Annotated in this window: 27 protein-coding genes and 1 tRNA gene; 21 read left to right on the top strand and 7 right to left on the bottom strand. The window is 67.2% G+C overall.

Features of this window, described 5'->3' with window-relative positions:
- The first annotated feature begins 54 nt into the window (after window positions 1-54).
- The 10 genes from tnpC (at window position 55) to MHZ35_RS08180 (ending at window position 9,103) form a co-directional block, all read left to right on the top strand.
- Window positions 55-1,599: an IS66 family transposase gene (gene tnpC, locus MHZ35_RS08225; protein ID WP_037447087.1), complete on the top strand. Its 1,545-nt coding sequence runs from the start codon at window positions 55-57 to the stop codon at window positions 1,597-1,599.
- Complete coding sequence (locus MHZ35_RS08220; protein ID WP_239435161.1) at window positions 1,596-2,198, top strand: plasmid pRiA4b ORF-3 family protein; 603 nt, start codon at window positions 1,596-1,598, stop codon at window positions 2,196-2,198. The genes tnpC and MHZ35_RS08220 overlap by 4 nt, the downstream gene beginning before the upstream one ends.
- 349 nt (window positions 2,199-2,547) lie before the next feature.
- A complete protein-coding gene (locus tag MHZ35_RS08215) occupies window positions 2,548-3,213 on the top strand; it encodes a LexA family transcriptional regulator (RefSeq protein WP_239435160.1) in 666 nt (221 codons plus the stop codon).
- Window positions 3,214-3,733: 520 nt separating this feature from the next.
- Complete coding sequence (locus tag MHZ35_RS08210) at window positions 3,734-4,495, top strand: hypothetical protein (protein ID WP_239435159.1); 762 nt, start codon at window positions 3,734-3,736, stop codon at window positions 4,493-4,495.
- Window positions 4,496-4,900 (top strand): HIRAN domain-containing protein, encoded by a 405-nt coding sequence (locus MHZ35_RS08205; protein ID WP_239435158.1) that lies wholly within the window; start codon window positions 4,496-4,498, stop codon window positions 4,898-4,900.
- A 110-nt stretch (window positions 4,901-5,010) separates the two neighbouring features.
- Window positions 5,011-6,630 (top strand): hypothetical protein, encoded by a 1,620-nt coding sequence (locus MHZ35_RS08200; RefSeq protein ID WP_239435157.1) that lies wholly within the window; start codon window positions 5,011-5,013, stop codon window positions 6,628-6,630.
- Window positions 6,627-6,929: a hypothetical protein gene (locus MHZ35_RS08195; protein ID WP_239435156.1), complete on the top strand. Its 303-nt coding sequence runs from the start codon at window positions 6,627-6,629 to the stop codon at window positions 6,927-6,929. Before MHZ35_RS08200 ends, MHZ35_RS08195 begins: the two co-directional genes overlap by 4 nt.
- A gap of 32 nt (window positions 6,930-6,961) precedes the next feature.
- Complete coding sequence (locus tag MHZ35_RS08190; RefSeq protein ID WP_239435155.1) at window positions 6,962-7,423, top strand: hypothetical protein; 462 nt, start codon at window positions 6,962-6,964, stop codon at window positions 7,421-7,423.
- Window positions 7,420-7,647, top strand: a complete 228-nt coding sequence (locus tag MHZ35_RS08185; protein WP_239435154.1) for a hypothetical protein — start codon at window positions 7,420-7,422, stop codon at window positions 7,645-7,647. Before MHZ35_RS08190 ends, MHZ35_RS08185 begins: the two co-directional genes overlap by 4 nt.
- Before the next feature lie 151 nt (window positions 7,648-7,798).
- A complete protein-coding gene (locus MHZ35_RS08180) occupies window positions 7,799-9,103 on the top strand; it encodes a tyrosine-type recombinase/integrase (protein WP_239435153.1) in 1,305 nt (434 codons plus the stop codon).
- A gap of 1 nt (window position 9,104) precedes the next feature.
- On the opposite strand, the gene MHZ35_RS08175 is transcribed toward MHZ35_RS08180, so the two are convergent.
- Together MHZ35_RS08175 and MHZ35_RS08170 are read right to left on the bottom strand one after the other, a co-directional pair.
- Window positions 9,105-9,371, bottom strand: coding sequence for a DUF6894 family protein (locus MHZ35_RS08175; protein WP_446741030.1), 267 nt, complete (start codon window positions 9,369-9,371; stop codon window positions 9,105-9,107).
- A 225-nt stretch (window positions 9,372-9,596) separates the two neighbouring features.
- Window positions 9,597-9,672: transfer RNA gene (locus tag MHZ35_RS08170), tRNA-Ala, on the bottom strand.
- A gap of 214 nt (window positions 9,673-9,886) precedes the next feature.
- Here MHZ35_RS08170 and MHZ35_RS08165 point away from each other — a divergent pair.
- Window positions 9,887-11,281, top strand: a complete 1,395-nt coding sequence (locus MHZ35_RS08165) for a DUF2171 domain-containing protein (RefSeq protein ID WP_239435151.1) — start codon at window positions 9,887-9,889, stop codon at window positions 11,279-11,281.
- A 105-nt stretch (window positions 11,282-11,386) separates the two neighbouring features.
- Here MHZ35_RS08165 and MHZ35_RS08160 read toward each other — a convergent pair whose 3' ends face one another.
- The 5 genes from MHZ35_RS08160 to ypfJ all read right to left on the bottom strand — a co-directional run bounded on the left by MHZ35_RS08160 (window position 11,387) and on the right by ypfJ (window position 14,494).
- Entirely contained in the window at window positions 11,387-12,391 is a 1,005-nt protein-coding gene (locus tag MHZ35_RS08160; RefSeq protein ID WP_239435150.1) for a zinc-dependent alcohol dehydrogenase family protein, read from the bottom strand.
- A gap of 67 nt (window positions 12,392-12,458) precedes the next feature.
- A complete protein-coding gene (locus tag MHZ35_RS08155; protein WP_125962215.1) occupies window positions 12,459-12,638 on the bottom strand; it encodes a hypothetical protein in 180 nt (59 codons plus the stop codon).
- A 26-nt stretch (window positions 12,639-12,664) separates the two neighbouring features.
- A complete protein-coding gene (locus tag MHZ35_RS08150) occupies window positions 12,665-13,120 on the bottom strand; it encodes a YaiI/YqxD family protein (RefSeq protein ID WP_239435178.1) in 456 nt (151 codons plus the stop codon).
- Complete coding sequence (locus tag MHZ35_RS08145) at window positions 13,117-13,593, bottom strand: GreA/GreB family elongation factor (RefSeq protein ID WP_239435149.1); 477 nt, start codon at window positions 13,591-13,593, stop codon at window positions 13,117-13,119. The genes MHZ35_RS08150 and MHZ35_RS08145 overlap by 4 nt, the downstream gene beginning before the upstream one ends.
- Before the next feature lie 4 nt (window positions 13,594-13,597).
- Window positions 13,598-14,494: a KPN_02809 family neutral zinc metallopeptidase gene (ypfJ, locus tag MHZ35_RS08140; RefSeq protein WP_239435148.1), complete on the bottom strand. Its 897-nt coding sequence runs from the start codon at window positions 14,492-14,494 to the stop codon at window positions 13,598-13,600.
- A 126-nt stretch (window positions 14,495-14,620) separates the two neighbouring features.
- On the opposite strand from ypfJ, the gene MHZ35_RS08135 reads away from it, so the two are divergent.
- From MHZ35_RS08135 to MHZ35_RS08090, 10 genes are all read left to right on the top strand, one after another.
- Window positions 14,621-15,793 (top strand): patatin-like phospholipase family protein, encoded by a 1,173-nt coding sequence (locus MHZ35_RS08135; RefSeq protein ID WP_239435147.1) that lies wholly within the window; start codon window positions 14,621-14,623, stop codon window positions 15,791-15,793.
- A 20-nt stretch (window positions 15,794-15,813) separates the two neighbouring features.
- Entirely contained in the window at window positions 15,814-16,599 is a 786-nt protein-coding gene (locus MHZ35_RS08130) for a 3-hydroxybutyrate dehydrogenase (protein ID WP_239435146.1), read from the top strand.
- Window positions 16,600-16,706: 107 nt separating this feature from the next.
- Complete coding sequence (locus MHZ35_RS08125; RefSeq protein ID WP_239435145.1) at window positions 16,707-17,321, top strand: DUF4893 domain-containing protein; 615 nt, start codon at window positions 16,707-16,709, stop codon at window positions 17,319-17,321.
- A gap of 71 nt (window positions 17,322-17,392) precedes the next feature.
- Entirely contained in the window at window positions 17,393-18,703 is a 1,311-nt protein-coding gene (locus MHZ35_RS08120; protein WP_446741031.1) for an amidohydrolase, read from the top strand.
- A gap of 133 nt (window positions 18,704-18,836) precedes the next feature.
- Window positions 18,837-19,457, top strand: coding sequence for a 50S ribosomal protein L25/general stress protein Ctc (locus MHZ35_RS08115; protein ID WP_125962222.1), 621 nt, complete (start codon window positions 18,837-18,839; stop codon window positions 19,455-19,457).
- 96 nt (window positions 19,458-19,553) lie between these two features.
- Window positions 19,554-20,126 (top strand): aminoacyl-tRNA hydrolase, encoded by a 573-nt coding sequence (pth, locus tag MHZ35_RS08110; RefSeq protein WP_125962223.1) that lies wholly within the window; start codon window positions 19,554-19,556, stop codon window positions 20,124-20,126.
- 9 nt (window positions 20,127-20,135) lie between these two features.
- The gene (locus MHZ35_RS08105; RefSeq protein ID WP_239435143.1) at window positions 20,136-20,741 is read left to right on the top strand and encodes a TIGR02466 family protein; all 606 of its coding nucleotides are present in this window, start codon (window positions 20,136-20,138) and stop codon (window positions 20,739-20,741) included.
- A gap of 218 nt (window positions 20,742-20,959) precedes the next feature.
- Complete coding sequence (locus MHZ35_RS08100; RefSeq protein ID WP_239435142.1) at window positions 20,960-21,244, top strand: hypothetical protein; 285 nt, start codon at window positions 20,960-20,962, stop codon at window positions 21,242-21,244.
- A gap of 96 nt (window positions 21,245-21,340) precedes the next feature.
- The gene (ychF, locus tag MHZ35_RS08095; RefSeq protein WP_132882528.1) at window positions 21,341-22,441 is read left to right on the top strand and encodes a redox-regulated ATPase YchF; all 1,101 of its coding nucleotides are present in this window, start codon (window positions 21,341-21,343) and stop codon (window positions 22,439-22,441) included.
- 75 nt (window positions 22,442-22,516) lie between these two features.
- Window positions 22,517-23,806: an alkaline phosphatase family protein gene (locus MHZ35_RS08090; protein ID WP_239435141.1), complete on the top strand. Its 1,290-nt coding sequence runs from the start codon at window positions 22,517-22,519 to the stop codon at window positions 23,804-23,806.
- Window positions 23,807-23,857 lie beyond the last annotated feature (51 nt).

The following is a 23,857-nucleotide window of genomic DNA, read 5'->3' as shown; positions in this document are numbered from 1 at the left end:
GGTTTTGCGCCACTTTCTCTCGCTCGCCGACCTGCAATCTGCTATGGAAACGGAGTGTCGGAAGCGCCTGTTTCCCCTGCTGATGCGACCGCGCGGATCGCCGCGCTGGAGGCTTCGCTCGCCCGGGCCAATGCCGCGCTTGCCGCCCGCGACCTGCTCATCGATACGCTGCGCGGACAGATCGCGCGGCTGCGGCGAATGCAGTTCGGCGCGTCGTCCGAAAAGCTGGGGCGCGAGATTGAGCAACTCGAACTGGCGCTGGAGGAACTCGAGACCGAGCGCGATGCGCCTGGGCCTGAGATGGTTGACCCTGGCGTGGCGGTTCGGCCGGTGCCCGTCCGCAGTCTGCCCGGACATCTGCCGCGCGAGGAGGTCGTCCACGAGCCGGCGTCGGGTGCCTGCACCTGCCCGGACTGTGGCGGTGCGTTGCGCGCGCTCGGCTTGGACACACACGAGATGCTCGACATTGTGCCGGTGCGCTGGCGCGTCGTGCGCAACGTCCGCCCCAAATACAGTTGCCGGGTATGCGAGAAGATTGTCCAGGCACCCGCACCGGTGAGCGCTGTGGCCAGAGGCAAGGCGACCTTCGCGACGCTGGCGCACGTCGTCGTCTCCAAGTTCGACCACCATCTGCCGCTCTACCGCCAGGCCGAAATGATGGCAGCGCAAGGTATCGACATCGACCGCTCGACATTGGCGAGCTGGACCGGACAGGCCGCAGCACTTCTCGACCCCATCGTCAGCCGCATCCGCGACGAGGTGCTCAAGGCCGACAAGATCCATGCCGACGACACGCCGGTGCCGGTGCTCGACCCCGGCCGGGGCAAGACCGCGACTGGCCGGTTATGGGTGTACGCGGCCGACGACCAGGCATCCGGCAGCACGGCGCCGCGCGCGACCTGGTATCGCTTCACGCCAGACCGCACCGCCGCGCACCCGCTGTCTCATCTCGCCGGCTTCCGCAACTTCCTGCAGGCGGATGCCTATGCCGGTTATGACGGACTGTATCGGGGTGGCGTCACCGAGGTGGCATGCTGGGCACATTTCCGGCGCAAGGTCTTCGACCTGCACGAACGGTCGCCTACACCGCTGACCACCGATATCCTCGAGCGGATCGGCACGCTTTACGCTGTCGAGGCCGAGGTCCGTGGCCAACCACCCGACGTGCGATGGCGAGCCCGACAGGAGAAAAGTCGACCGCTGGTCGACGCCTTGCGCGAGGTGCTCGACGCCAGCTTGCGCCGCCTGTCGTCGAGGTCCGACATGGCAAGGGCCATCGCCTATGGCACGAAACGCTGGCTAGCGCTGTCGCGCTTCCTGGGTGATGGTCGCCTGGAGATCGACAACAATATCGCGGAGCGTGCGCTGCGCGGTGTCGCGGTCGGACGCCGCAACTGGCTGTTCGCCGGTTCGCGCGCAGGCGGCGAGCGGGCCGCGGCCATCTACACCATCATCCAGACGTGCAAGGCGAACGGCGTCGACCCACCGGCGTATATCGCCGATGTCATCGCCAAGGTGGCCGGTGACTGGCCAGCCAGCCGCTGGGACGAACTCATGCCGTGGAACTGGTCCCCCGAACCTGCCAGACTGGCGGCATGAGCGTCGAGACCATCGCCCGCCTGCATATCATCCTCAACGACATCGAACCCGCCATCTGGCGCCGGGTCGACGTGCCGGCCACCGCCAGCCTCAAGATGCTCCACGACATCGTCCAGGCTGCGATGGGTTGGGAGGACTATCATCTGTGGCATTTCGAGGCCGCCGATCGGCGCTACGGCATCCCCGACCCAATGTGGCCGGAGAGCGGCATAACCGCTGCAAAGAACGTGAAGCTCGCGACGCTCATCAACCGGGGCGTGCGGGAGTTCGTCTATACCTACGACATGGGCGACGACTGGCGGCACACCATCACCGTCGAGACGGTCGGCCCCGGCGAACCCGACGTCAAATATCCGTGCTTCGTCGACGGGGAACGGCGCTGCCCGCCCGAAGATGTCGGCGGCTTGCCCGGGTTCGAGATGTTCCTCGATGCCATGGCCGACCCCGGCCACGAAGAACACGACCGCTTACGTGAATGGTATGGCGGCCCCTACAACGCCGACGACATCGACGAACGCTTCACCCGCCGCGCCGTCGCCGCCATCGCCATCCGCCGCCACGCCGGCAAACTCGCCTACCAAAAGAGCCGCACTCAATAGCAAGGCGGTCTGCTGCCCACGCTTACGGTGGCAGGGTCATGCGACCGCCTGCTCCGTCGCCGGCGCTTCCAGCCAAGATCGCATGGGCACTTCCCCGTTTGTCTCCTGTTCAATCCGATCAGCAAGGTCGAGCGTTGGACGCACAACCCCGCGGCGTAGTTTGCTGACCATTGAGCGGTCGCGTCCGATGCGAGGCGCAAATTCTGCGTCCTTTATCCGCTCGCGATTTAGATAGGTGTCTAGGGCTGTGCTCATGGCTCCATCATGTGCATATATTGCACACCGGTCAAGCCTGGACTGTGCATCCTATGCGCACGACAGCGTTCGCTCCGCTGTGCATGATAGGCACATGGACGTGGAGTGGCTCAAATCGAAGAAGGCGGAGCTTGGCCTGAAGGACGGCGATCTCGCCCTACCGATGGGAGTCGAGCGCTCAGTCGCAAATAAAATCGCAAACGGGAAGGTGGCTCTCAACGCCCGGCGCGCTGATGCAGTGGCTAAGGCGCTTGGCGTTTCTCGGGACGAGGTACTCTTCCGCTTCGGGATTTCTGCGGAGCAGCCTTCTCCCAAAACCCCTGCGGTCCTGCAGGTGCCTGAGAATGATGACATCAAGACTGTTGGCATTCAACACATCGACCTAGCTTTCGGCCTTGGCGCGACGTTCGCTGACAGCCCGGTCGAGGTGCAGGTGCTCCAGTTCCCGCAAGAGTGGGTGCAGACGATCACGCTGTCACCTGCGGAACTGCTGACTTGGACACGCGGCCGAGGTGACTCGATGCTGCCGACCATCGACGACGGCGACCTGGTGCTGCTGGACCGATCCCAGCGGGAGGTGAAGGAGCAGGACGCTCTCTGGGCCTACACGATCGGCGACATCGCCGCGATTAAACGCCTGCGGGTGAAAGGCGACCGATACCAGATCTTCTCGGACAATCCCGCCGTAGCGCCTGACGAGGAGCCGATCGATTTCGTGAATATCGTCGCGCGTGTGGTGTTTGTAGGGAAGCGTTTGTGAATGGGCCGGCGCCTTCCGAACGCCGCGTGATCTGGCGCGCGGGGGAGTTGTGATGGAGGTTTCCGCCTGACAACGCCGACGTTCCATCAGACGGTCGCTCGCATCCTATCCGAGCCCAAAGTCATTTATGACTCCGTGGTCTGGCGTGACAACGTCCACGGAGATTATGCCAGCAGCGATCTTCGCGTCATCGTTCCTTCAGAGACACGCGCGAGAGTGCGGCTCATGATGACGGCTCACACCCGGCGCCTACCTCGAAAGTGCGGTTTTCTGCTGGTCTACGGTGAGCGAATTTTTGCGTTGGACGTGAACCCCGCGAGGGCACACAATAACAAGAGTGCAAGGCGCATCGTCACGTCGTCACACTGGACGACATGGCCCTGCGAAATCGCGGAGCAAGACTCAAGAGATATGGTCCATGTTCAGTGGTTCACCGAGTTTTTGGCAAGAACTAACACGCAGTTTTTGGGCAAGTATGAAAGGCCACCTTACATGTCCGAGCAGCTGAACATGTACTACGATGAGTGAGCGCCAGATAACAGCGGAAGGTATCCGCTCGGCCATTTGCGCGATGGTCGATGTGGAAGCAACCAATCAGGGGTACGAGGTTTATCTTCCTCAGATCTATCACAGCGGTCACAATGTCGCAGTAATAGTGCGTTCTGAGCAGTACGGTTACACGGTACATGACAACAGCTATGCAGCTATGCTGCTGGCTAACCTCGGCATTCAAACTGGCCGCCGCTTGGCCGATGCTGTCCGTAATGAAGTCGCGTCGTACGGCTGCGAACTCGACGGCTTGCGGGTTTTTCGCCGCTGCTCAGACGATGATGACCTGGGCGTTGCGCTGACGCTGGTTGGCTGCGCTTCGCGGCTCATCGCGGACAAAGCGCTCGCAACCAATCAGGCGCCGTTGCATGATTTCAAAGCTTCGCTGCTTGGCAAGGTTGTTGATACCGTCGGCGCCCGAAGGGTGCGGACTAACGAGCAGGTTTCAGGACACCTTGGCAGCCACTACAGGGTTAGCGCCGTCGTGTTGGACGAGGCGGAACGCAGCCCCATCGCGTTTGTCGAGCCCGTAGCCGACCGAGAGGCTGTCGCGCGTCGATTCAAGGAGTTCTACGACCTCTCCCGCAATCCGCTTTACAAGCATGTGGAGCGGGTTGCCGTACAGGACGACCGCGGCCTTCCCACCGGTGACGCCCTTCTTCTTGAGGAAGTGGGCCACCTGATTCGGTTCTCGCAGGCGGATTCCCATTTCACTGCGTGGGCGCGCCACTGATTGCGCGCCCTTAGCCTAGCCGTTGTCGGCGCTGCGCACCCGAACAAGCGCGGCCCGACGCGACGTTTCGAGCTTCAGATCTGCCGGCCAGGCGAGCCGGTCGAACTCGTCCCCGAACCGAAGAACCCGAAGGACGAGAATGCCATCGCAGTGTTCAGCTGCCGCGGTATTCAGTTGGGTTATCTGACCGCCGAACGCGCTCCCTTCATCGGAGGCCTGATGAAGGCCGGCCACGAGGTGCAGTGCATCTTCCAGGAGCTCACCGACTACGGCGGTGTGATCCGTGCGGCCTTTGACGGCGAGGTGCCCGTACTCCCACCCACGCGAGAGCCGCAACCTAAGCCGGGGACGCAAGAGGCTGATCCCGAGCCTGACTGGTACCCGGACGAGGAGTGGCCGGACTGAAAGTGCATCTAGTGCACAATCTTTGTTGACGGATATGTGCACCTAATGCACACTGCTTCCATTGCCGCACAGACCTTGCCCGGTCCGCGGCGCTTCAAATGGAGGCCAAAGTGGCAACGCAATTCAAGCACATCGACTTCCCGGCCGCGCAGGCACCCTCGCGCGCGCCGGCCGCGGCTCTGGTTGCGATCAATCAGGCCTTCGGCGGCACGCCGGAGCAGACACTCGACGAGGTAGCGGACCAGCCCCAGCCGCTAGATCTCGCAGCCTGGGACGCCGCGCTCGCGAAGGCGGAAGCTGCGATCGCCGCCCGTGACGCTCACTGGGACGAGCAAATCGAGCCCCTTCTCGCCGATGCTGGGGTAGAGCTTCGTACGGAGCCAAACTGGCAGGCTTACCTCCCGCTCAGCAGAGTGGCGGCCGATGCAGCGGTGGAACTCGCCAAGCTCGCTCCTCCCTCTCCTAACGGTCTCATCCTGGCCATCCGTCTGCTGTGCGAGACGGCGAGGCTCGACGTGGTGGACCCGATTGCGGGCGACGGAGAGGCAGTGGTCGACGCGATCAAGCGCCACGCCGGCGACCTGCTCGAGAGCGCTGCCGCCCCAGCTCCCTACATGGGTGGCCTGCTCGCGCATTGGCAGCGCCTCTACGACAACGTCATCGAAGACCAGCGGGAGATGCGGGCTTACAGGGACGGCACACTCGCGGCTGCTCACCAGCGCTTCGAGGCCGCGGCGGAGGACGATCGCGAGGCAGCAGACGCCACGCTCCTGGCTGCCGAGAAGGAGTTTGACGTGCGCGTCGCCTCCTATGACGACAGCCGCATCCGCCTCTATCTGACGCCGGCCCCCTCCCCGGCAGAGATGGCCGTCAAGCTGAAGCTGATCGAGGAAGAGCGAGACTGGGATCTCGCCCGCGTCGCCGAGGTCATGACGCACCTCGCCATCGACGCGCGGCGGTTCGGCCGGTTGGGCGCCTTCATCCAAAGTGATGCTGATCTTCTCGCCGCGTTCGCGGAGTTGCGGAGCGACGAGGAGCACTGGTTCGCGTTCGGCCCTGATCTGGAGGGAAATCCGTGGAACATCGCGGCGGATGCGCGCAGCGAGGCGGCGAGAGAGGTCATCCTCACCACGCGCGCGACGACGATCGAGGGGGTGCTGGCCAAGCTGCGGCAGCTGTTCCCTGCCGTCGCAGGCGATGCGTGGTCGGACCACGCCATGGTCGATCCCCGGCACCCGGACTTCTTGGCGGGGCTTCGAGAAGCTGACAGCAAGACTCGCCAGCTGTGGGGCGCGATCGACGATCTCGCGAAGCTTGGCGGTGTCGATCTGGCCGCGATGGGCGCGGACGACCGCCCGAAGAACGCTGAGCAGGCTGCACCGGCAGCAGTCGAGCCGCGCAAGTCAGGTCCTGCCCAGCCCGCTGCGGACGATTCCGCGGGTCTCCACAACATCCTCCAGGAGCGAAACGCGGCCCTGAGCGGACTGGATAAGGCGGACCTCTCGGACGACGAGGGCAAGGCGATCTGCCGTCACATGTACGAGCTTGAGGAGCGGCTGTTCGACACGCCGTCGGCTACGTCCAACGATGTGATGACGAAGCTGCTGCTAATCGCCCAGATCGTCGAGGAGGGGTTCGAGTGTAACCAGGAACTGGCGGCGAAGGTGCTGGCGGAGGCTCGTGGCCTCGGTCTTGCCGAACCGGCCCGGCCGTGGATTGCAGCAGCATGAGCGAGGTCGACCACGCCTATCAGGCACGCTTCACCGAGGCGCTCATGCAGGCGATCATGACGGTGTCGATCGTCGACGAGCCCGGCCAACCGCGCGCGGCCTTCGTGCGCAGCGGCGAGGTCATCGACGCCATGCTGTCGATGATCGCTCTGCTCAGCTCAACCAGCGTCGAGACCAAGACACCGGCAAAGACGCGGGCGTTGTGCGACAAACTGGCCCGTAAGCTCCAGCGCCTGATCGCCGCCGCTCAGCGGTCGCCGTCTCCCTTCGAGACCATCAATTCGGAGCTCCGCTCATGACTGGCGTCTATCATCACTCGTGCTTCATCCCGATGCACCAAATCGTCAGCGCCTCGGCGGTCGAGAACCGGCACGGCGTGGAAATGCTCAAGCTTCGGCAGGCGGACGGCACCACGAACACGGGGTTGATGACGTGGGAGGGGTTCGGCCAGAGGCCCGTTCAGCTGATCCCGTCGGAACCCGGGACCAGCTTCCTGCACGTGTTCACGGGTGACGACGATCCGGCCGAGTGGTCTGTCGAAGCCGTGCCGCTGATCGGCTGGGCCCTCTGCATCGACGGCGAAGTCCGCCCTGTTACCGCCTCTGGCATCAATGACAGCGTCAGCGAGCCGAATGACATCGGCAACTTCGTGGCGATGCCGAACGGCAAGATTGTCTCCTGCTCGTCGTGGGCAAGCTGCGCCTGGTTCGACAACACCGAGGAGCTGCTCTCCTATGTGCGGGAGGTCCGCAGCAACGAAGCTGTGACCTCCGCAGAGGAGCCGGCAGCATGATCCGGCTCGCTGTGGAGAACTCGCCCACCGACCTCGCCTGGCGAGCCTTTGACGAAGCAGCCCTGGCGCTTCACCGCCGATACGCCGCGGACGCTCGCCGATCGAGCGCGATGTCGCCACTGGAGCGCACCGCGCGCATGAGGGCTGCGCAGGAGGTGGCACGGCTCTGGGACGAGTGGCGCGCCCTGTTCCTGGCAGCGGACTACCCGGGAGGCGCAGCGTGACCCTGCCCTTCCACGAACTCACCGACCAACTGGAGCGCGCGGCGCGGAACGGGACCAGGGCTCATCTGGCGCCGGATGTCGTGCGCGCGCTGGTCGAGTCCGCCGCCTATTCCATTCTCACCGACGAACGCAGAAAGGAGCTCGTCGCCACATGGCGCGACAGAAGGCCCAAGGCGCTGAGCGCGTCCAACTCGGCTCCTACTGGCTCGAATACCGAGCCGAGCGAGACGACTGGAGCATCTGCTGGTACGATCCCGCAGCTCGTACACGGCGCCGCCGCAAGACAGGCATTGGAGGAGGCGGCAGCGCTGAGCCGCCCGAGGCAGCGCGGGAAGCGCTAGCACGCCACTACCTGGAGGCGAGCAAGCCGGCCGAGCCCCAGCCGAAGGCGCAGGCGATGGTGCCGGAGCTGCTGACCGGTTGGATGCGGGATCATGTCGCGACGAAGGCCGACAGCGCGCGCTACGCCATTTCGGTGCAGCACCTGTTGCGCTTCTTCGATCGAGAGCAGCGCCTGGGCCGCGTCGTCGGCGGCGTGACAGTCGCGGACGTCAACAAGACGTTCGTCGACCGCTTCATCGCCTTCCGGAAGGGTGAAGACGTCGGCGGCCACACGATCAGCCGCGACCTGGCTGCCCTCCGCGGCGCGCTGAACTGGGCATGGCGTGAGGAGCTCATCGAGGCCGCGCCGTTCGTGAAGGACGTAGACGCGAAGGAGAAGGCGAAGCCGCGCGACCTCACCTATTCAATGGAGCAGGTCGCCGCGCTGCTGGAAGCTGCTTGGAGCCGGCCCGAGCGGTATCACGTGTTCCTCTACTCTCTAATCGCGCTGAGCACCTGCGGCCGGAGCGAAGCAATCCTCGACCTGCACGATCACCAGATCGACCGCGGCCTGATCTTCTTCCTGGATCCGGATCGCGACCAGACGTCCAAGCGCCGTTCCATCGTGCCGATCGCGCCGACGCTGGCGCCGTGGCTGGAAGGTGTCAGCGGCAAGGTCATCAAGTACCGCGCAGAGCTGGCGCAGGCGAAGTGGGCCGATCCGGGCGTGCCGGAGTTCTTCGAGCGGGATTGCTACGACCTGGGCAACGCCTTCGATGCTTGTCTCGTGGAGGCTGGGATCAGCCGGCCGGTGCTGGACTTGAACGGCAAGCCAGCCATGCTGCCGCCGCGTCGGAAGCTGGGCGAGACTGAGCCGCGGCCGAAGCTGCGGGGGCGCGGAACACCGAACACGCTACGCCACACCATCATCACGGAGATGCACGCGCGCGGCGTGCCGGAGGCACAGATCGAGGCAGCCGCCGGGCACATCGGGGAGGGTACGAACAAGCGGAATTACCGGCACCTGCGGCCCGACTATCTGGCCGCGCTGATTGAGGCGGTCGAGGACTACTGGTCGGAGATGAAGCGGTACACCACGGTACATCTGCGACCCAGATCATCCGCGGCTATGTAGTTTACACGCCCGCTGGTGCGGCTGGAACCAAGCGCGTCGCTGGTGTGCCAGATGCGGAAACGTGCATCATCAAAAGGATCAGCCCCGATTCATCAGTCGCCTCGATCTGCCACAACTCATCCGACCAGATCTGCTCGGCATGATCCTTCAGGACCTCCCCGACGAATTTTGCCAGTTCCAACCGAAGTTTCGTCAGATCCTCACGCTTCACCTCCGTGGAGCTGGCGACATGAGATCCGGTCCGAAGGTTGATAAAGTACCTTGGCATCGGCAGGGCCTCCGGGCCGGCGTGTCGATATCCAACGACCTGACGCTACTCGGGTTTCGTCCCCGCCGAGTTTTGCCTCACAACCCTACAGGCCGCTCCTTGAGACTCTCGCGATCGTAATCCAGCCGAGGCCTGCGGTCCCAGTGCGGTCCCAGCAGCGTCAGATTGTCAGAAGCTCGGAGAGGCCAGCAACACAAAACAGGGGGAAATGCTGGGCTTTCGGGGTGGTGGAGCTGAGGGGAATCGAACCCCTGACCTCTGCAGTGCGATTGCAGCGCTCTCCCATCTGAGCTACAGCCCCGCCCCGTCCCCGGCAAAGCCGGGGCCGCTCCCTTAGCCGGGCTTTTCGGGCGATGCAACCGTCGCCTTCTTCCGAAACCACCCCCGCATCGTGCGCCGAACGGCACCCGCCGTGCGTCCAGCGCGCGGAACCGGCTCATCCTTAACCTGTTATAATTTCCGGAAGCTGCGCCACGAGACGCGGCACCGCAGGATGACGTTTCAGGAGACGATCCATGGCGTATGAACGCTACCCCCGCGGGCGCGGTACCGCGGGTGACTATGGCCAAGATTTCGGCTCGGGCCGCGACTATACCTATTCCAGCGCGCGCGACTATGCGGCGGCCGGCTATGACGAGGATCGCGGCCGCGGCGGCTACCGGCGTGACGAGGGTCGTGGCTATGGCGAGCGTGACTATGGCGGCCGCGACTACGGCAACCGGGACTTTGGTAACCGGGACTATGGCGCGCGCAACTTCGGCGGCGAAGGTTCGGGCGGATACGGCGGCGGGCGCTATCGCGACCGCGGGTCGAGCCAGCCCTACCGCGGCAGCTATGCGAGCGACGGCCACCGCTTCACCGACGTCGACAACCAGGACGAAGGCAGCAGCTGGGATCGCGACAACCGCTACGGCGGCGACCGCAACTCCGGCGGCCGGTATCTGAGCGACCGCGACCAGCGCCCTCGCGGCTATGGCGCATCCTCCGGCTATGGCGAGCGCGGCTTCGTCGATCGCAGCCACGGCGAACGCGGCTATGGCGAGCGGAGCTTTGGCGAGCGCAGCCATGGCGAACGCGATCATCATCGCGGCTATGGCGCGCAGAACCGCTACCGCGACCGGGACGACCGCGACGAGCGGCGCTTCGGCGGACGGCCGCAGGGCTATGACCATGACGAGCGCGGCTTCCTGGAACGCGCCGGCGACGAGGTCCGCTCCTGGTTCGGCGACGAAGAGGCGGAACGCCGCCGCGAGCTGGACCAGCGCTATGACGAGCAGCGCGAGCGTCGCGACGACCGCTATGGCCACGATCCCCACTACAGCAACTGGCGCAGCAACCAGCTTGCCGAGTTCGATCGCGACTATGACGAATATCGCCAGGAGAATGCGAGCAAGTTCCACAACGAGTTCAGCAGCTGGCGCACCGAGCGGCAGGGCCAGCGCACCTCGCTGAACCGCGTCCAGGAGCATATGGAAGTGGTCGGCTCGGACGGTCAGCACGTCGGCACCGTCGACAAGGTGCGTGGCGACCGCATCCTCCTGACCAAGAATGATGCCGACGCCCACGGCCGCCACCACTCGATCCCGTCGCGCTGGATCGAGACGGTCGACGACAAGGTGAAGATCCGCAAGACCGCGGACGAGGCGAAGCGCCACTGGCGCGACGAGGAGCACAGCCAGGCGATGTTCGGTGACGATGCGCAGGGCGGGTCGGGCGCGGGCCGCGGCGTCGGCAGCACGGGCACGACCGGCTCCAGCACCACCAACACCACCGGCACGACCAGCACCACCGGCACGCTGAGCACGGTGGGCGCCACCGCCAATACCGGCGGTACGTCGGGAACGGGTACTGCCGCGGGGTCGAGCACGACCGGCGGAACCACCCCTCAGGGCGGCTCAACCTTCCGCTGAGCGCCCGAGCGCTGCCAGGCTTCCCCCCTGCCTGGCAGCACCTACGGCAAGGGCCCGGACTTCGGTCCGGGCCCTTTTTGTATGGAGACGAAGCTCAGGGGCCTCCTACCACTCGACGCCGATCTTGCCGAAGTGGCTGCCGCTTTCCTCGTAGCGGAAGGCATCGGCAAGGTCTTCGAGTGCGAAGCGCCGGTCCACGACCGGGCGGATGCCGGTCGCCTCCAGGGCGGTGACGAACGCCTGCTGGTCCGCGCGGCTGCCGACGATCAGCCCCTGCAGCCGTGCCTGCTTGGCCATCAGCGCCGCGGTTGGCACCTCGCCGCCGCGCCCGGTCAGCACGCCGATCAGCGAGATGTGCCCGCCGACCCGCACCGCCTCGATCGACTGGGCGAGCGTACCCGGTCCGCCGACTTCCACGACATGATCGACGCCCACGCCGCTCCAGTCGCGCACCCGGCGGCCCCACTCGGCTTCGGACCGGTAGTTGAGCGTGAAGTCCGCGCCGAGCGCGCGGGCACGCTCCAGCTTCTCGTCGGACGAAGAGGTGATCGCCACCCGCGCGCCCATCGCCTTGGCGATCTGCAATGCCCAGATCGAGACGCCGCCGGTGCCCAGCAGCAGCACCGTGTCGCCGGCCTTGAGGTTTCCGTCGACCACCAGCGCGCGCCACGCGGTGAGGCCAGCGGTGGTGATCGTCGCCGCTTCCACCGCGTCATAGCCCTTGGGCGCGCGCGTAAAGGCGGTGGCGGGCAACACCACCCGCTCCTGCGCAAAGCCGTCGATGCCGTCGCCGGGCGTCCGGCTGAAGTCGCCGATCCTGGCGGGCCCGGCGAGCCAATCCGGGAAGAAGCAGGACACCACCGAGTCACCGACGGCGAATTCGCTGACGCCCTCGCCGACCGCCTCCACCGTTCCGCCGCCGTCGGCCATCGGCACCCGCCCGTCCTCGGTGGGCATGCCGCCGGTCACAACGCCATAATCGTGATAGTTGAGCGAGCTTCCGTGCAGCGCAACGCGGATCTCGCCGGGGCCGGGATCGCCCGGCTCGGGCCGCTCCTCCAGCCGCAGCCGGTCCAGGCCGCCCGGGGCGGCTACTGTCATCGCCTTCATCTTCTGCATCTCCTGTTCGGGACGCAGGCACAACGCAGGCGACGGCGCGGGTCTCCCGCCCGCGCGATCAGTGCAGCTTGGCGATCGGCAGCCCGTCTTCCTTGGCGCGCTGCTTCACCGATTCCTCGCTGCGGGTGAGCGCCTTGGCGATCGCCTTCAGGGCCATGCCCTTCTTGGCGAGCGTGTGCAGCTTCTGGATCTCGTCGGGGCGCCAGGGCTGGCGATGGCGCTCGAAACGTTCGGCCATGATGGTTCTCCTTGGGAAGCCCTGCGCTACCCCGTCCGCGCCAGCCGCACCAGCAGCGTGTCGAGCGCCTGCAGGAAGCGCGATCGATCCGCCTTGGAAAAGGGCGGTGGTCCGCCGATCTGCTCGCCCCCGGCACGCAGGTCCGCCATGATCGCGCGCACCGCGATGGCGCTGCCGATCGAGGCGGTGGTGAACGGCTTGCCGCTGGGTGCGACCACGCTCGCTCCCGCCTTCAGCGCCCGGTCCGCGAGCAGGATGTCGGCGGTGACCACCACGGATCGCGCGTCGGCATGCTCGGCGATCCAGTCGTCGGCCGCGTCGAAGCCGCTGTCGACCACCACCCGCTCGACGCCCGGGGGCACCCGCAGCCAGGCGTTGCTGACGATCGTGACCTGCGCGCCGTGGCGCTCGGCGACGCGATACACCTCGTCCTTGACCGGGCAGGCATCGGCATCGACCAGGACGCGAAGCGGCGCGCTCAGCCTGCCTGCTCCACGATCGGACGGGTATCGAGCACCTCGATGGCCGCCGGGCGCCCGCCGAAATCGACCAGGTCGCCCACTTCCGCGCCCGTCATCGCCACCGCAAGCGGCGCGGTGAACGGGATCAGCCCAGCCGCGGGGCCCGCCTCGTCACTGCCGACCAGCGACACGGTGCGGGTCTGGCCGTTCAGGCGAAAGGTCACGCAAGAGCCGAACGCGACCTCGCCCTCGGGCGGCGGCGGCGCGATGTTCGCCGTGGAAAAGCGCGCGCGCCAGTAGCGCAGGTCGCGCTTCAGCGTGGCGCGCTTCTCGTCGTCGGCCTCGGCGGCGACCGCCGCCTCCAGTCGGGCGACCTCCGCCTCGATCTTTGCCAGGCCGCGGCGGGTCACCAGGTTCTCGCCGGGCGGCAGCGGCAGCTCGAACTTCGGCTCCTTGTGCTCGTCGTCGTCCTCACGTCGAAAGGCCACGCTCATCGGGTCAGATCGCTTCGGAAAAAGTATCGCATTTGGCCGGATCACCCGATTCCAGTCCGGTGCGCAACCACTTCATCCGCTGGGCAGAGGTCCCGTGGGTGAAGCTTTCCGGCACGACGCGGCCCTGCGACTGCTGCTGGAGCGTGTCGTCGCCGATCGCCTGCGCCGCGCGCATGCCTTCCTCGACGTCGCCCGGCTCGATGCGGTCGCGGTTGCGCGCAGCCCAGACGCCCGCATAGCAGTCCGCCTGCAGTTCCAGCCGGACCGAGGCGGCATTGCCCTCCGCCTGGCTCGAACGCTGCTGGATCGCCGTCACCTTCTCGGCCGTACCGGTCAGGTTCTGGATATGGTGGCCGACCTCATGCGCGATGACATAGGCCTGGGCGAAGTCGCCCGCCGCGCCGAAGCGCTGGCTGAGCTCCTGGAAGAAGCTGGTGTCGAGGTACACGCCCTGGTCTGGCGGGCAGTAGAAGGGCCCCATCGCGGACTGGGCCGCGCCACAGCCCGACTGGGCGCCACCCTGGTAGAAGTTGATCGTGGCGGGGCGATAGGTGGCGCCCTGTTCCTGGAAGATCCGGGCCCAGGTCTGCTCGGTGGAGGTCATCACCCGGCACGAGAACAGCTCGGCCTCGGTATCGCAGGCGACGTTCCCGTTGCCGCTGCTGGCGACCCGGCCCTGCTGCACGCTTTGGCCACCGCCGCCGCCCAGGATGCCGCCGCCGCCGCTCATCAACAGATAGCCGACGACCACGACCGCCAGGATCGCGAAGCTGCCGCAGCCCATCCGCCCTCGGCCGAGCAACAGCGGCAACAGGCCGAGCAGGCCGAAGCCGCCGCCCCCGCCGCCGCCGCTTCCCAGGTCGCGTGCGTTCCGTGTCGGATCGAGATCGTCGAGACGCATCGCGCCATCCCCGTTCGTTGAAGGTCCGCAACCAAAATGCGCGGCGAGCCGGGACGTTGCACGCCCCGCCGCCGAATGTGCGCATCCCGTTGAAGCCGCGGCGCTTCCGGTCCATGGTCGCTCCCGATGGCCGATGCCGATCCCAGCCTGCGCCGCACGCGCCGCAGCCGCGATGTCCTTCCGCTGCCCGACTGCGTGGCCCTGGTGCTGCAGGGCGGCGGCGCCCTCGGCAGCTATCAGGCCGGCGTGGTCGAGGCGCTGGAAGGCGCCGGCATCGAGATCGACTGGGTGGCGGGCATCTCCATCGGTGCCGTCAACGCCGCCATCATCGCCGGCAATCCGCCCGAGCGCCGGATCGAGCGGCTTCGCGCCTTCTGGGATCAGGCGAGCAGCGCGCTGCCGCGGTTTCCGCTCTATCCCGACGACCGCGTGCGCGAGGCGGTGCACGAATGGTCCGCCGCCTTTGTGCTCGGCCAAGGCGTCCCCGGCTTCTTCCGCCCGCGGCTCTGGCCCCCTGCCCTCGCCCTGCCCGGCACGCGCGAGGCGCTGAGCTTCTACGACACCGAGCCTTTGCGCGAGACGCTCGACGCACTGGTCGACTGGGACCTGCTCAACGACGGTCCGGTGCGCCTCTCGGTCGGCGCCGTGAACCTGGAGAGCGGCAACTTCGCCTATTTCGACACGCGCGAGCGCCGCATCGACGCGCGCCACATCATGGCGTCGGGCGCGTTGCCGCCGGGCCTGCCGCCGGTGGAGATCGACGGGCAATGGTATTGGGACGGCGGCCTCGTCTCCAACACGCCGCTCACTCATGTGCTCGATCATCAGGACGCGGCGATGCTGGTGTTCCAGGTCGATCTCTTCGCCGCGGCCGCCGATCGCCCCCGCACCCTCACCGACGTGCTGGCGCGCGAAAAGGAGATCCGCTTCTCCAGCCGCACCCGCCAGGTCAGCGACGAGCGCATGAAGCTGCGCCAGGAGCGGGAGGCGATCCGCAAGGTCCTCGCCAAACTCCCTGACGAGATGTCGGCGGATCCGGACGTGCAGACACTCGCGACGATGGCGGCCGAGCTGCCGGTGAGCCTCGTCCAGCTGATCTACCGCGCGAACGCCTGGGAGGGCGGATCGCGCGACTTCGAATTTTCGGCGCGCACCATGCACGAGCATTGGGCCGCCGGCCGTGCCGCCGTCGCCGAGACCATGGCGAACGCACAGGTGGTCGCCGCCGACCTCCTCAACGGCAAGACCGCCGCCTACGACCTCACCCGCACGCCGCCGCTCCCCCCGGCGCCGCGCTGATCCAGCAAAAGGACTCCGCCATGTTCCTGAAGGGCAAGACTGCGATCGTCACCGGCTCCACCTCCGGCATCGGCCTGGCGATCGCCAAGGCGCTGGCTGCCGAGGGCGCGACGCTGGTCATCAACGGCTTCGGCGATGCGGAAGCGATCGAGCGTGAGCGCGCTGGCTTGGCGGCGCTGAGCGGGGGTGAGGCGCGCTACAATGCCGCCGACATGACCAAGCCGGACGAGATCGCGGCGATGGTCGATGGCTCCGCGGTGGAATTCGGCTCGGTCGACATCATCGTCAACAATGCCGGCATCCAGCATGTCGCCCCGATCGAGGAATTCCCGATCGAGAAGTTCGACGCCATCATCGCCATCAACCTATCGTCTGCCTGGCACATGATGCGCGCCGCGGTGCCGCACATGAAGCGGCAGGGCTGGGGCCGGATCATCTCCACCGCCTCGGCCCATTCGCTGGTCGCGAGCCCCAACAAGTCGGCCTATGTCATGGCCAAGCACGGCATCGCCGGCCTCACCAAGACGATCGCGCTGGAAACGGCGACCCATGGCATCACCGTCAACTGCATCTCGCCCGGCTATGTCTGGACGCCGCTGGTGGAGCAGCAGATCCCCGACACGATGAAATCGCGTGGGATGACCCGCGAGCAGGTGATGAACGACGTGCTGCTCGCCGCCCAGCCGACCAAGGAATTCGTGACTTCCGAGCAGGTCGCCGCCTTCGCGCTGTACCTCTGCCGGGAAGAGGCCAAGGCGATCACCGGCGCCAACCTCTCGATGGATGGCGGCTGGACCGCCGCCTGACGGCGCTTGCGCTTGCGCTTGCGGATCGAAGCGGCGAGCTTGGTCGTTCGACAAAACGAAATCGGATCGGGGGGATGGTGCGGATGCGAATTGGCGGGTGTTGGACGGTGTTGGCGGCGGCACTGCTCGCGAGCGGCTGTGCCCATGGCGGAGCCGAGCGTTCCGACGTTGCCGCCACGCCGAGCGCCACGCCCGACTGGCGCTCGATGGCGACCGCAGCCGATCGCGACCGGCTGCGCAACTGGCGCACCGCCTGGATGGCGGCACTGGCGGCGGCCCGGGTGGTTAGTCCGAAGGGGGTCGCCGCGCAGGGCGAGTTGTTCGATCCCGACCTGGCGCTGCCCGGCTCGCCGCCACCACCCGGCGACTATCGCTGCCGCGTCTTCAAGCTCGGCACCGGTCGTGCCGCCACCCCCGGCTACGTCGCCTATCCCTTCTTCGACTGCCGCATCGAGCAGGAGGGGGATGTGCTGAGCTTCTACAAGCGCACCGGCTCACAGCGTCCGGTCGGGCTCATCCTGCCGGACAGCGAGGTGCGCGGCATCTTCCTGGGCACGCTGATGCTCAGCGACGAGACCGCCCCCCTGGACTATGGCCGCGACACCACCCGCGACATGGCCGGCCGGGTCGAGCGCGTGGCGGAGGGCCGCTGGCGCATCGCCCTTCCCTATCCGCGCTTCGAATCCACCCTGGACGTGATCGAGCTGGTTCCCGCCGGCTGAGCGACGCTTGCCAAGGGCGGGAGGCCGTCGCACGCTGGCGCCGACTTCAGGGGGAATTCGCCATGCGTCCAATGTTCGCCGCCACTTTGCTCGCCACCGCCCTCTCCGCCGCGGCCTCGCCCGCCGCTGCCGAACCGGTGCGCGACGCGACCATGGCAGCGCTTCCGCATCTGACCGCGCTCTACCGCGAGTTGCACGCCGCTCCCGAGCTCAGCCGGCAGGAGGTGAAGAGCGCGGCACGCATGGCGGCCGAGGCGCGCAAAGCGGGCTTCACCGTGACCGAGAAGGTCGGCGGCACCGGCGTCGTCGCGGTGCTGCGCAACGGCCCCGGCCCCACGCTGCTGATCCGGACCGACATGGACGGCTTGCCAGTGACGGAGGCGACGGGCCTCCCCTTCGCCTCCAAGGTCCGCGCCACCACCGCCGATGGCGTCGAGACGGGGGTGATGCACGCCTGCGGCCACGACACGCACATGGCGAGCTGGGTCGGCACGCTGCGCAACCTGTCGGCGATGAAAGGCCAATGGTCCGGCACGCTGGTGATGATCGCGCAGCCGGCGGAAGAAGTGGGGCTCGGCGCGCAGGCGATGCTGGCGGACGGCCTCTACACGCGCTTTCCCAAGCCCACCCATGCCATCGCCTTCCACGACAGCGCCGGGCTGCAGGCAGGCGTCCTCGGCGTCCATTCGGGCTACACCTTCGCCAACGTCGACTCGGTCGACGTGGTGGTCCGCGGCGTCGGCGGCCATGGCGCCTATCCCAACACCACCAAGGACCCGATCGTGCTTGCCTCCCGTATCGTGGGCGCGCTCCAGACCTTGGTCTCGCGCGAGCTCGATCCGCAGACGCCGGGCGTGGTGACGGTCGGCAGCTTCCATGCCGGCGCCAAGCACAACATCATCCCCGACGAGGCGAAGCTGCTCCTGACCGTGCGCAGCTACACCGACGAGTCGCGCAAGCAGCTGCTCGACGGCATCGCCCGGATCGCGCGCGGCGAGGCGATCGCCGCCGGCATCCCCGACGATCGCATGCCGACCGTCCAGGTCGAGCAGACCTACACGCCCGCCACCTTCAACACCGAGCCCTTGTCGGGCGAGCTGCGCACGCTGTTCACCGGCCGGTTCGGCGAAGCGCGGGTCAAGGAGGTGCCAGCGACGATGGGCGGGGAGGACTTCAGCCGCTATTATCTGGCGGACAAGTCGATCCAGAGCATGATCTTCTGGGTCGGCGGGGTGCCCGCCGACAAATGGGCGAAGGCGCAGGACGGGCTCGCGGAGCTGCCCTCGCTCCACAGCGCCGGCTGGGCACCGGATGCGGAGGCCGTGATCGGCACCGCGACCGAGGCGCTGACGGCAGCAGCGCTGGACGTGCTCAAGAAGTAGCGGCGGCCACTCTGGGCGGCGGTTCGCTTGCGTTCCGGCGCGCGTTCGCGTAAGCGCGCGCCCTTGTCGTGCCGGGGTCATCCCTGGAGGCCCGGTCGGCGAACATGGAACCAAGCGCAATACGGAGACTGTGATGAGCGACCAGCTTACGCTGTCGGCCGAGACGCGCGATCGGGTTGGCAAGGGAGCCTCCCGTTCGCTTCGTCGTGAAGGCCGCGTGCCCGCCGTGATCTACGGCAACAACGAAGAACCGACCCCGATCCACGTCAACGGTCGCGAACTGATGCGCCTGCTGATGACCGGCCACTTCATGAACTCGGTCGTGATGATCGACGCCGGCGGTTCCTCGATCCGCACGCTGCCCAAGGACGTGGCTTTCGATCCCGTCACCGACCTGCCGGTGCACGTGGACTTCCTGCGCATCGGCGAGCACTCGACCGTCACCGTCCAGGTGCCCGTCGTGTTCACCGACGAGGAAGAGGCTCCCGGCATCAAGCGCGGCGGCGTTCTGAACGTCGTCCGTCACGAGCTGGAGCTGGTGGTCGACGCAGCGAACATCCCCGACCAGGTCGAGGTTTCGCTCAAGGGCGCCGAAGTCGGTGACTCGATCCACATCTCTGCGGTGACGCTGCCCCAGGGCGCGCAGCCGGCGATCGAAGACCGCGACTTCACCATCGCGACGATCGTGGCGCCGTCCGCGCTCAAGTCGAGCGAAGGCGACACGCAGACCGAAGTCGAGGGTGCGGGCGCCTGAGCCCTTCCCTTTTCCGACATCGGTAAAGACAGCATCGCCTCCGCAACCTGTTGCGGGGGCGATGTTCTTTTGGAACACCCAAGCACGGGGACAGCCATGCAGCTCTGGGTCGGCCTGGGCAATCCGGGCCCGCAACATGCGATGCAGCGCCACAACGTCGGCTTCATGGCCGTCGATGCGATCGGCGAGGTGCACGGTTTCTCCCCGCCGAAAAAGGCGTTCCAGGGCTGGGTGCAGGAAGGACGCATCGGCAGCGAGAAGCTGCTGCTCCTGAAGCCCGGCACCTACATGAACGAGAGCGGCCGCTCGGTCGGCGAGGCGATGCGCTTCTACAAGCTGACGCCGGCCGACGTGACGCTGTTCCACGACGAGCTCGACTTGGTCCCCTTCAAGGTGAAGGTGAAGACCGGCGGCGGCGCTGCCGGCCACAACGGCCTGCGCTCCACCGATCAGCACATCGGCAACGACTATCGCCGCGTCCGGCTCGGCATCGGTCATCCGGGGCACAAGGACCGGGTGACCGGCTATGTGCTCGGCAATTATGCCAAGGCCGAGATCGACGACCTGTCCGACATGCTGGGCGCGGTCGCGGCGGAAGCCGAGTGGCTGGCGCGCGGCGACGACGTCCGCTTCATGAACGAGGTCGCGCTGCGGCTGCAGCGGGACTAAGGAGCCCCCATGCCCGTCCGCCACCTCTTCACCACCCCGCTCTACCAGGAGCAGATCGGCCAGCCCGAGCTGATCGCGGAACTCGAGGAAAGCGTCCGCGCGCTGGCCGAGGACGACCTTGCCGGCAAGCGCTGGTCGCGCGAGCATCGCTACCGCGGCTACACCAGCTATGCCTCGCTCGACGACCTGCCGATCCGCGACCCGGTGTTCGCCGACCTGAAGCGCCTGCTCGACCGGCACGTCGCGCGCTTTGCGGAAGCCTGCGCGATGGACCTGGGCGGGCGCCGGCTGAAGCTCGACAGCCTGTGGGTCAACCTGCTGAAGCCCAGCGGCGGCCACTCCGGCCACATCCATCCGCACAGCGTCGTCTCCGGCACCGTCTATGTCGCCGTGCCCGAGGGTGCCGGCGGCCTCAAGCTGGAGGACCCGCGCCTCGCACGGTTCATGGCGGCCCCGCCACGCCGGCCGGACGCGCCCGAAAGCCTCGCCACCTTCGTGGAGGTGAACCCGGAACCCGGCACCATCCTCTTGTGGGAAAGCTGGCTTCGGCACGAGGTCATGCCCCACGCCGGCAAGGGCGAACGGATCAGCGTGAGCTTCAACTACCGCTGGTAAGGGGGAACGCCGGGGCGGGCTGGACGGTTGAAGGGGAGACCCAGCCAGAAAGGACCGTCCCGATGATCCAGGATCCGAACCCCAACGACCAGTCCACCGAGAACCAGAACGAAGACGAACTGGAAGAAGCCCAGGCCGAGGCCGCCGAGGAGCGCGAGGAAGAAGGCGGCTATCAATAAGCCGCCCTCGCCCATCCCCAGCAGACCGGAAGATCGCCCATGAGCCATACCCCGCCCGTTCCTGACGCGAACCAGGCCCCCTACCCTCGCCAGGCACCGCCCCCGCCATCGCCCGCAATTGCAGAGACGGCGGCGCGCGCCGCCGCCCGCCGCGCGCAGGATGACGCGGATCGCGAGCGGACGCGCAGCGTGACGCTGGCGACGCTTGCCGGCGTCGGCCTCGGCGCGCTCGCGATCGGTGCCGTGCTGCTGCTTTCCCGCGACAGCGAGGCGCCGAAGGCCAAGGCCAAGGCCAAGCGCAAGAAGACGACCAAGAAAGCATAGCCTTCGCGGCGGTGCCGCAGCACCCGTCTGGTAAAGGGAGCCCGAAACGCCTATGCGGCGGGCTTCACCTTCACCATCGGGATCGAAGAACCGGACATGGGTTTCCGCTGCGGCATCGTCGGGCTTCCGAACGTCGGCAAGTCCACTCTTTTCAACGCGCTGACCCAGACGGCAGCGGCGCAGGCGGCGAACTATCCGTTCTGCACCATCGAGCCCAACGTCGGGAACGTCGCCGTCCCCGACGAGCGGCTGGAGAAGCTGGCCGCCATCGCCGGCTCGCAGAAGATCATCGAGACCCAGCTCGGCTTCGTGGACATCGCGGGGCTCGTGCGCGGCGCGTCCAAGGGCGAGGGCCTGGGCAACCAGTTCCTGGGCAACATTCGTGAGGTGGACGCGATCGTCCACGTCCTGCGCTGCTTCGAGAACGACGACATCCAGCACGTCGACAACAAGGTCGATCCGATCGCCGACGCCGAGACGGTCGAGACCGAGCTGATGCTCTCCGACCTGGAGAGCCTGGAAAAGCGCGTCCCCAACCTCGTCAAGAAGGGCCAGCAGGGCGACAAGGAGGCCAAGATCGGCGCCTCCGTGCTCGGCCAGGCACTGGAGCTGCTGCGTGAGGGCAAGCCGGCGCGGCTGACCCAGCCCAAGGACGACGAGGAAGCGCGCGTGTTCGCCCAGGCGCAGCTGCTTACCGCCAAGCCGGTGCTCTACGTCTGCAACGTGAACGAGGAAGACGCGGCCGAGGGCAATGCGCTCTCCGCCAAGGTGTTCGAGAAGGCTGCGGCCGAGGGCGCACAGGCCGTCGTCGTCTCCGCCGCGATCGAGGCCGAGATCGCGACCATGGAGCCTGCCGACCGCCAGGAGTTCCTGAGCGACCTGGGCCTGACCGAGACCGGCCTCGCCCGCGTGATCCGCGCCGGCTACAAGCTGCTCAACCTGCTGACCTTCTTCACGGTCGGCCCCAAGGAAGCGCGCGCCTGGACAGTGGAAGCCGGTGCCAAGGCGCCGCAGGCCGCGGGCGAGATCCACACCGACTTCGAGCGCGGCTTCATCCGCGCCGAGACCATCGCCTATGACGACTATGTCGCCTGCAACGGCGAAGCCGGCGCGCGGGAGGCGGGCAAGCTGCGCCAGGAGGGCAAGGAATATGTCGTCCACGACGGCGACGTGATGCTGTTCCGCTTCAACGTCTGATCCTTTGCCGGTCGAAAGGCCGGCCAAGGGGCCAACTGTCATATTCCTGCCGCGGACGCGCGCGAAGGGCGGGCCATGCTCAAGCCCCTCTCCGCCGCGTTCCTGGCCGTCGCTTCGCTCGCCGCCTGCACCCAGACCCTACCTGCTCCGGACAGGGTCGCCGGCACTGCCCCGGCGGCTCCCGCGACTGAGGCAAGAGCGCCCGTCACCATCCTCGTCTCGATCGACGGCTTCCGCCCCGATTATCTGCAGCGCGGCGTCACGCCGGTGCTCTCCCGCCTCGCCGCAACCGGCGTGACCGGGCCGATGCACCCCTCCTTCCCGTCCAAGACCTTCCCCAATCACTGGACGCTGGTGACCGGCGTGCGGCCCGACCGGCACGGCATCGTCGCCAATCGCATGGAGGATCCCGCGGATCCCAAGAACGTCTTCACCATGGCGACGGACGATCCGAGCTGGTGGAACGGCGCCGAGCCGATCTGGGTAGCGGCCGAGAAGGCCGGCATCCGTACGGCCACCCAGTTCTGGCCCGGCTCGAACGTTCCGATCGGCGCCACCCGTGCCGCCGAATGGCCGCACAAGACGCAGGGCGGCACCCGCCCGTCCGACTGGCAGCAGTACAACCAGGCGATCAGCCCGACTCAGCGCGTCAACGGCGTGCTCGACTGGCTACGCCGCCCGGCCGACATCCGCCCGCGCCTGCTCACCCTCTATTTCGAGGCGGTGGACAGTGCCGGCCATCAGTTCGGCCCGGACTCACGCGAAGTGAACGAGGCCGCTGCCGATGTGGACGCAGCCGTCGGTGCGCTCGTCGATGGTCTCGCCGCGATGGGCCAGCCTGCAAACCTGGTGATCGTCGCCGATCACGGCATGGCCGCCACCACCAGCGAGCGGGTCGTGGCCCTCGACAAGCTCGCCGACCCGTCGCTCTACCACGTCGTGGAGGCAGGCCCTTACGCCGCGCTGACGCCGACGCCGGGCAAGGAAGCGGCGGTCGAAAAGGCGCTGTTGAAGCCGCATGCGCACATGGAGTGCTGGCGCAAGGGGGATATCCCGGCCCGCTTCCACTATGGCCGCAACCCGCGCGTGCCGGCGATCCTGTGCCTGGCGGAGGACGGCTGGCAGGTGCTGCCGACCACGCCGACACAGCCGCAGGCCGGCGGCAGCCATGGCTTCGACAACATGGCGCCGGACATGACGGCGCTGTTCATCGCCAACGGCCCCGCCTTTGCGAGCGGGCGCACGCTGCCGGACTTCGATAACGTCGACGTCTACCCGCTGCTGCGCGACCTGATCGGCCTGCCGCCCGCCCAAGGGGTCGACGGCACGGACGCGCCGTTCCGCGGCGCCCTCAAGGCGCAGTAACGCGCTCGGGCGGCGCGGGCCCCGGGTTCAGCCCGGAGCCCGCCGCCCCCC

The organism is Sphingomonas sp. ACRSK (genome assembly GCF_022346685.1).
Classification (GTDB): domain Bacteria; phylum Pseudomonadota; class Alphaproteobacteria; order Sphingomonadales; family Sphingomonadaceae; genus Sphingomonas; species Sphingomonas molluscorum.
This window is presented reverse-complemented; position numbering and strand designations above follow the sequence as displayed.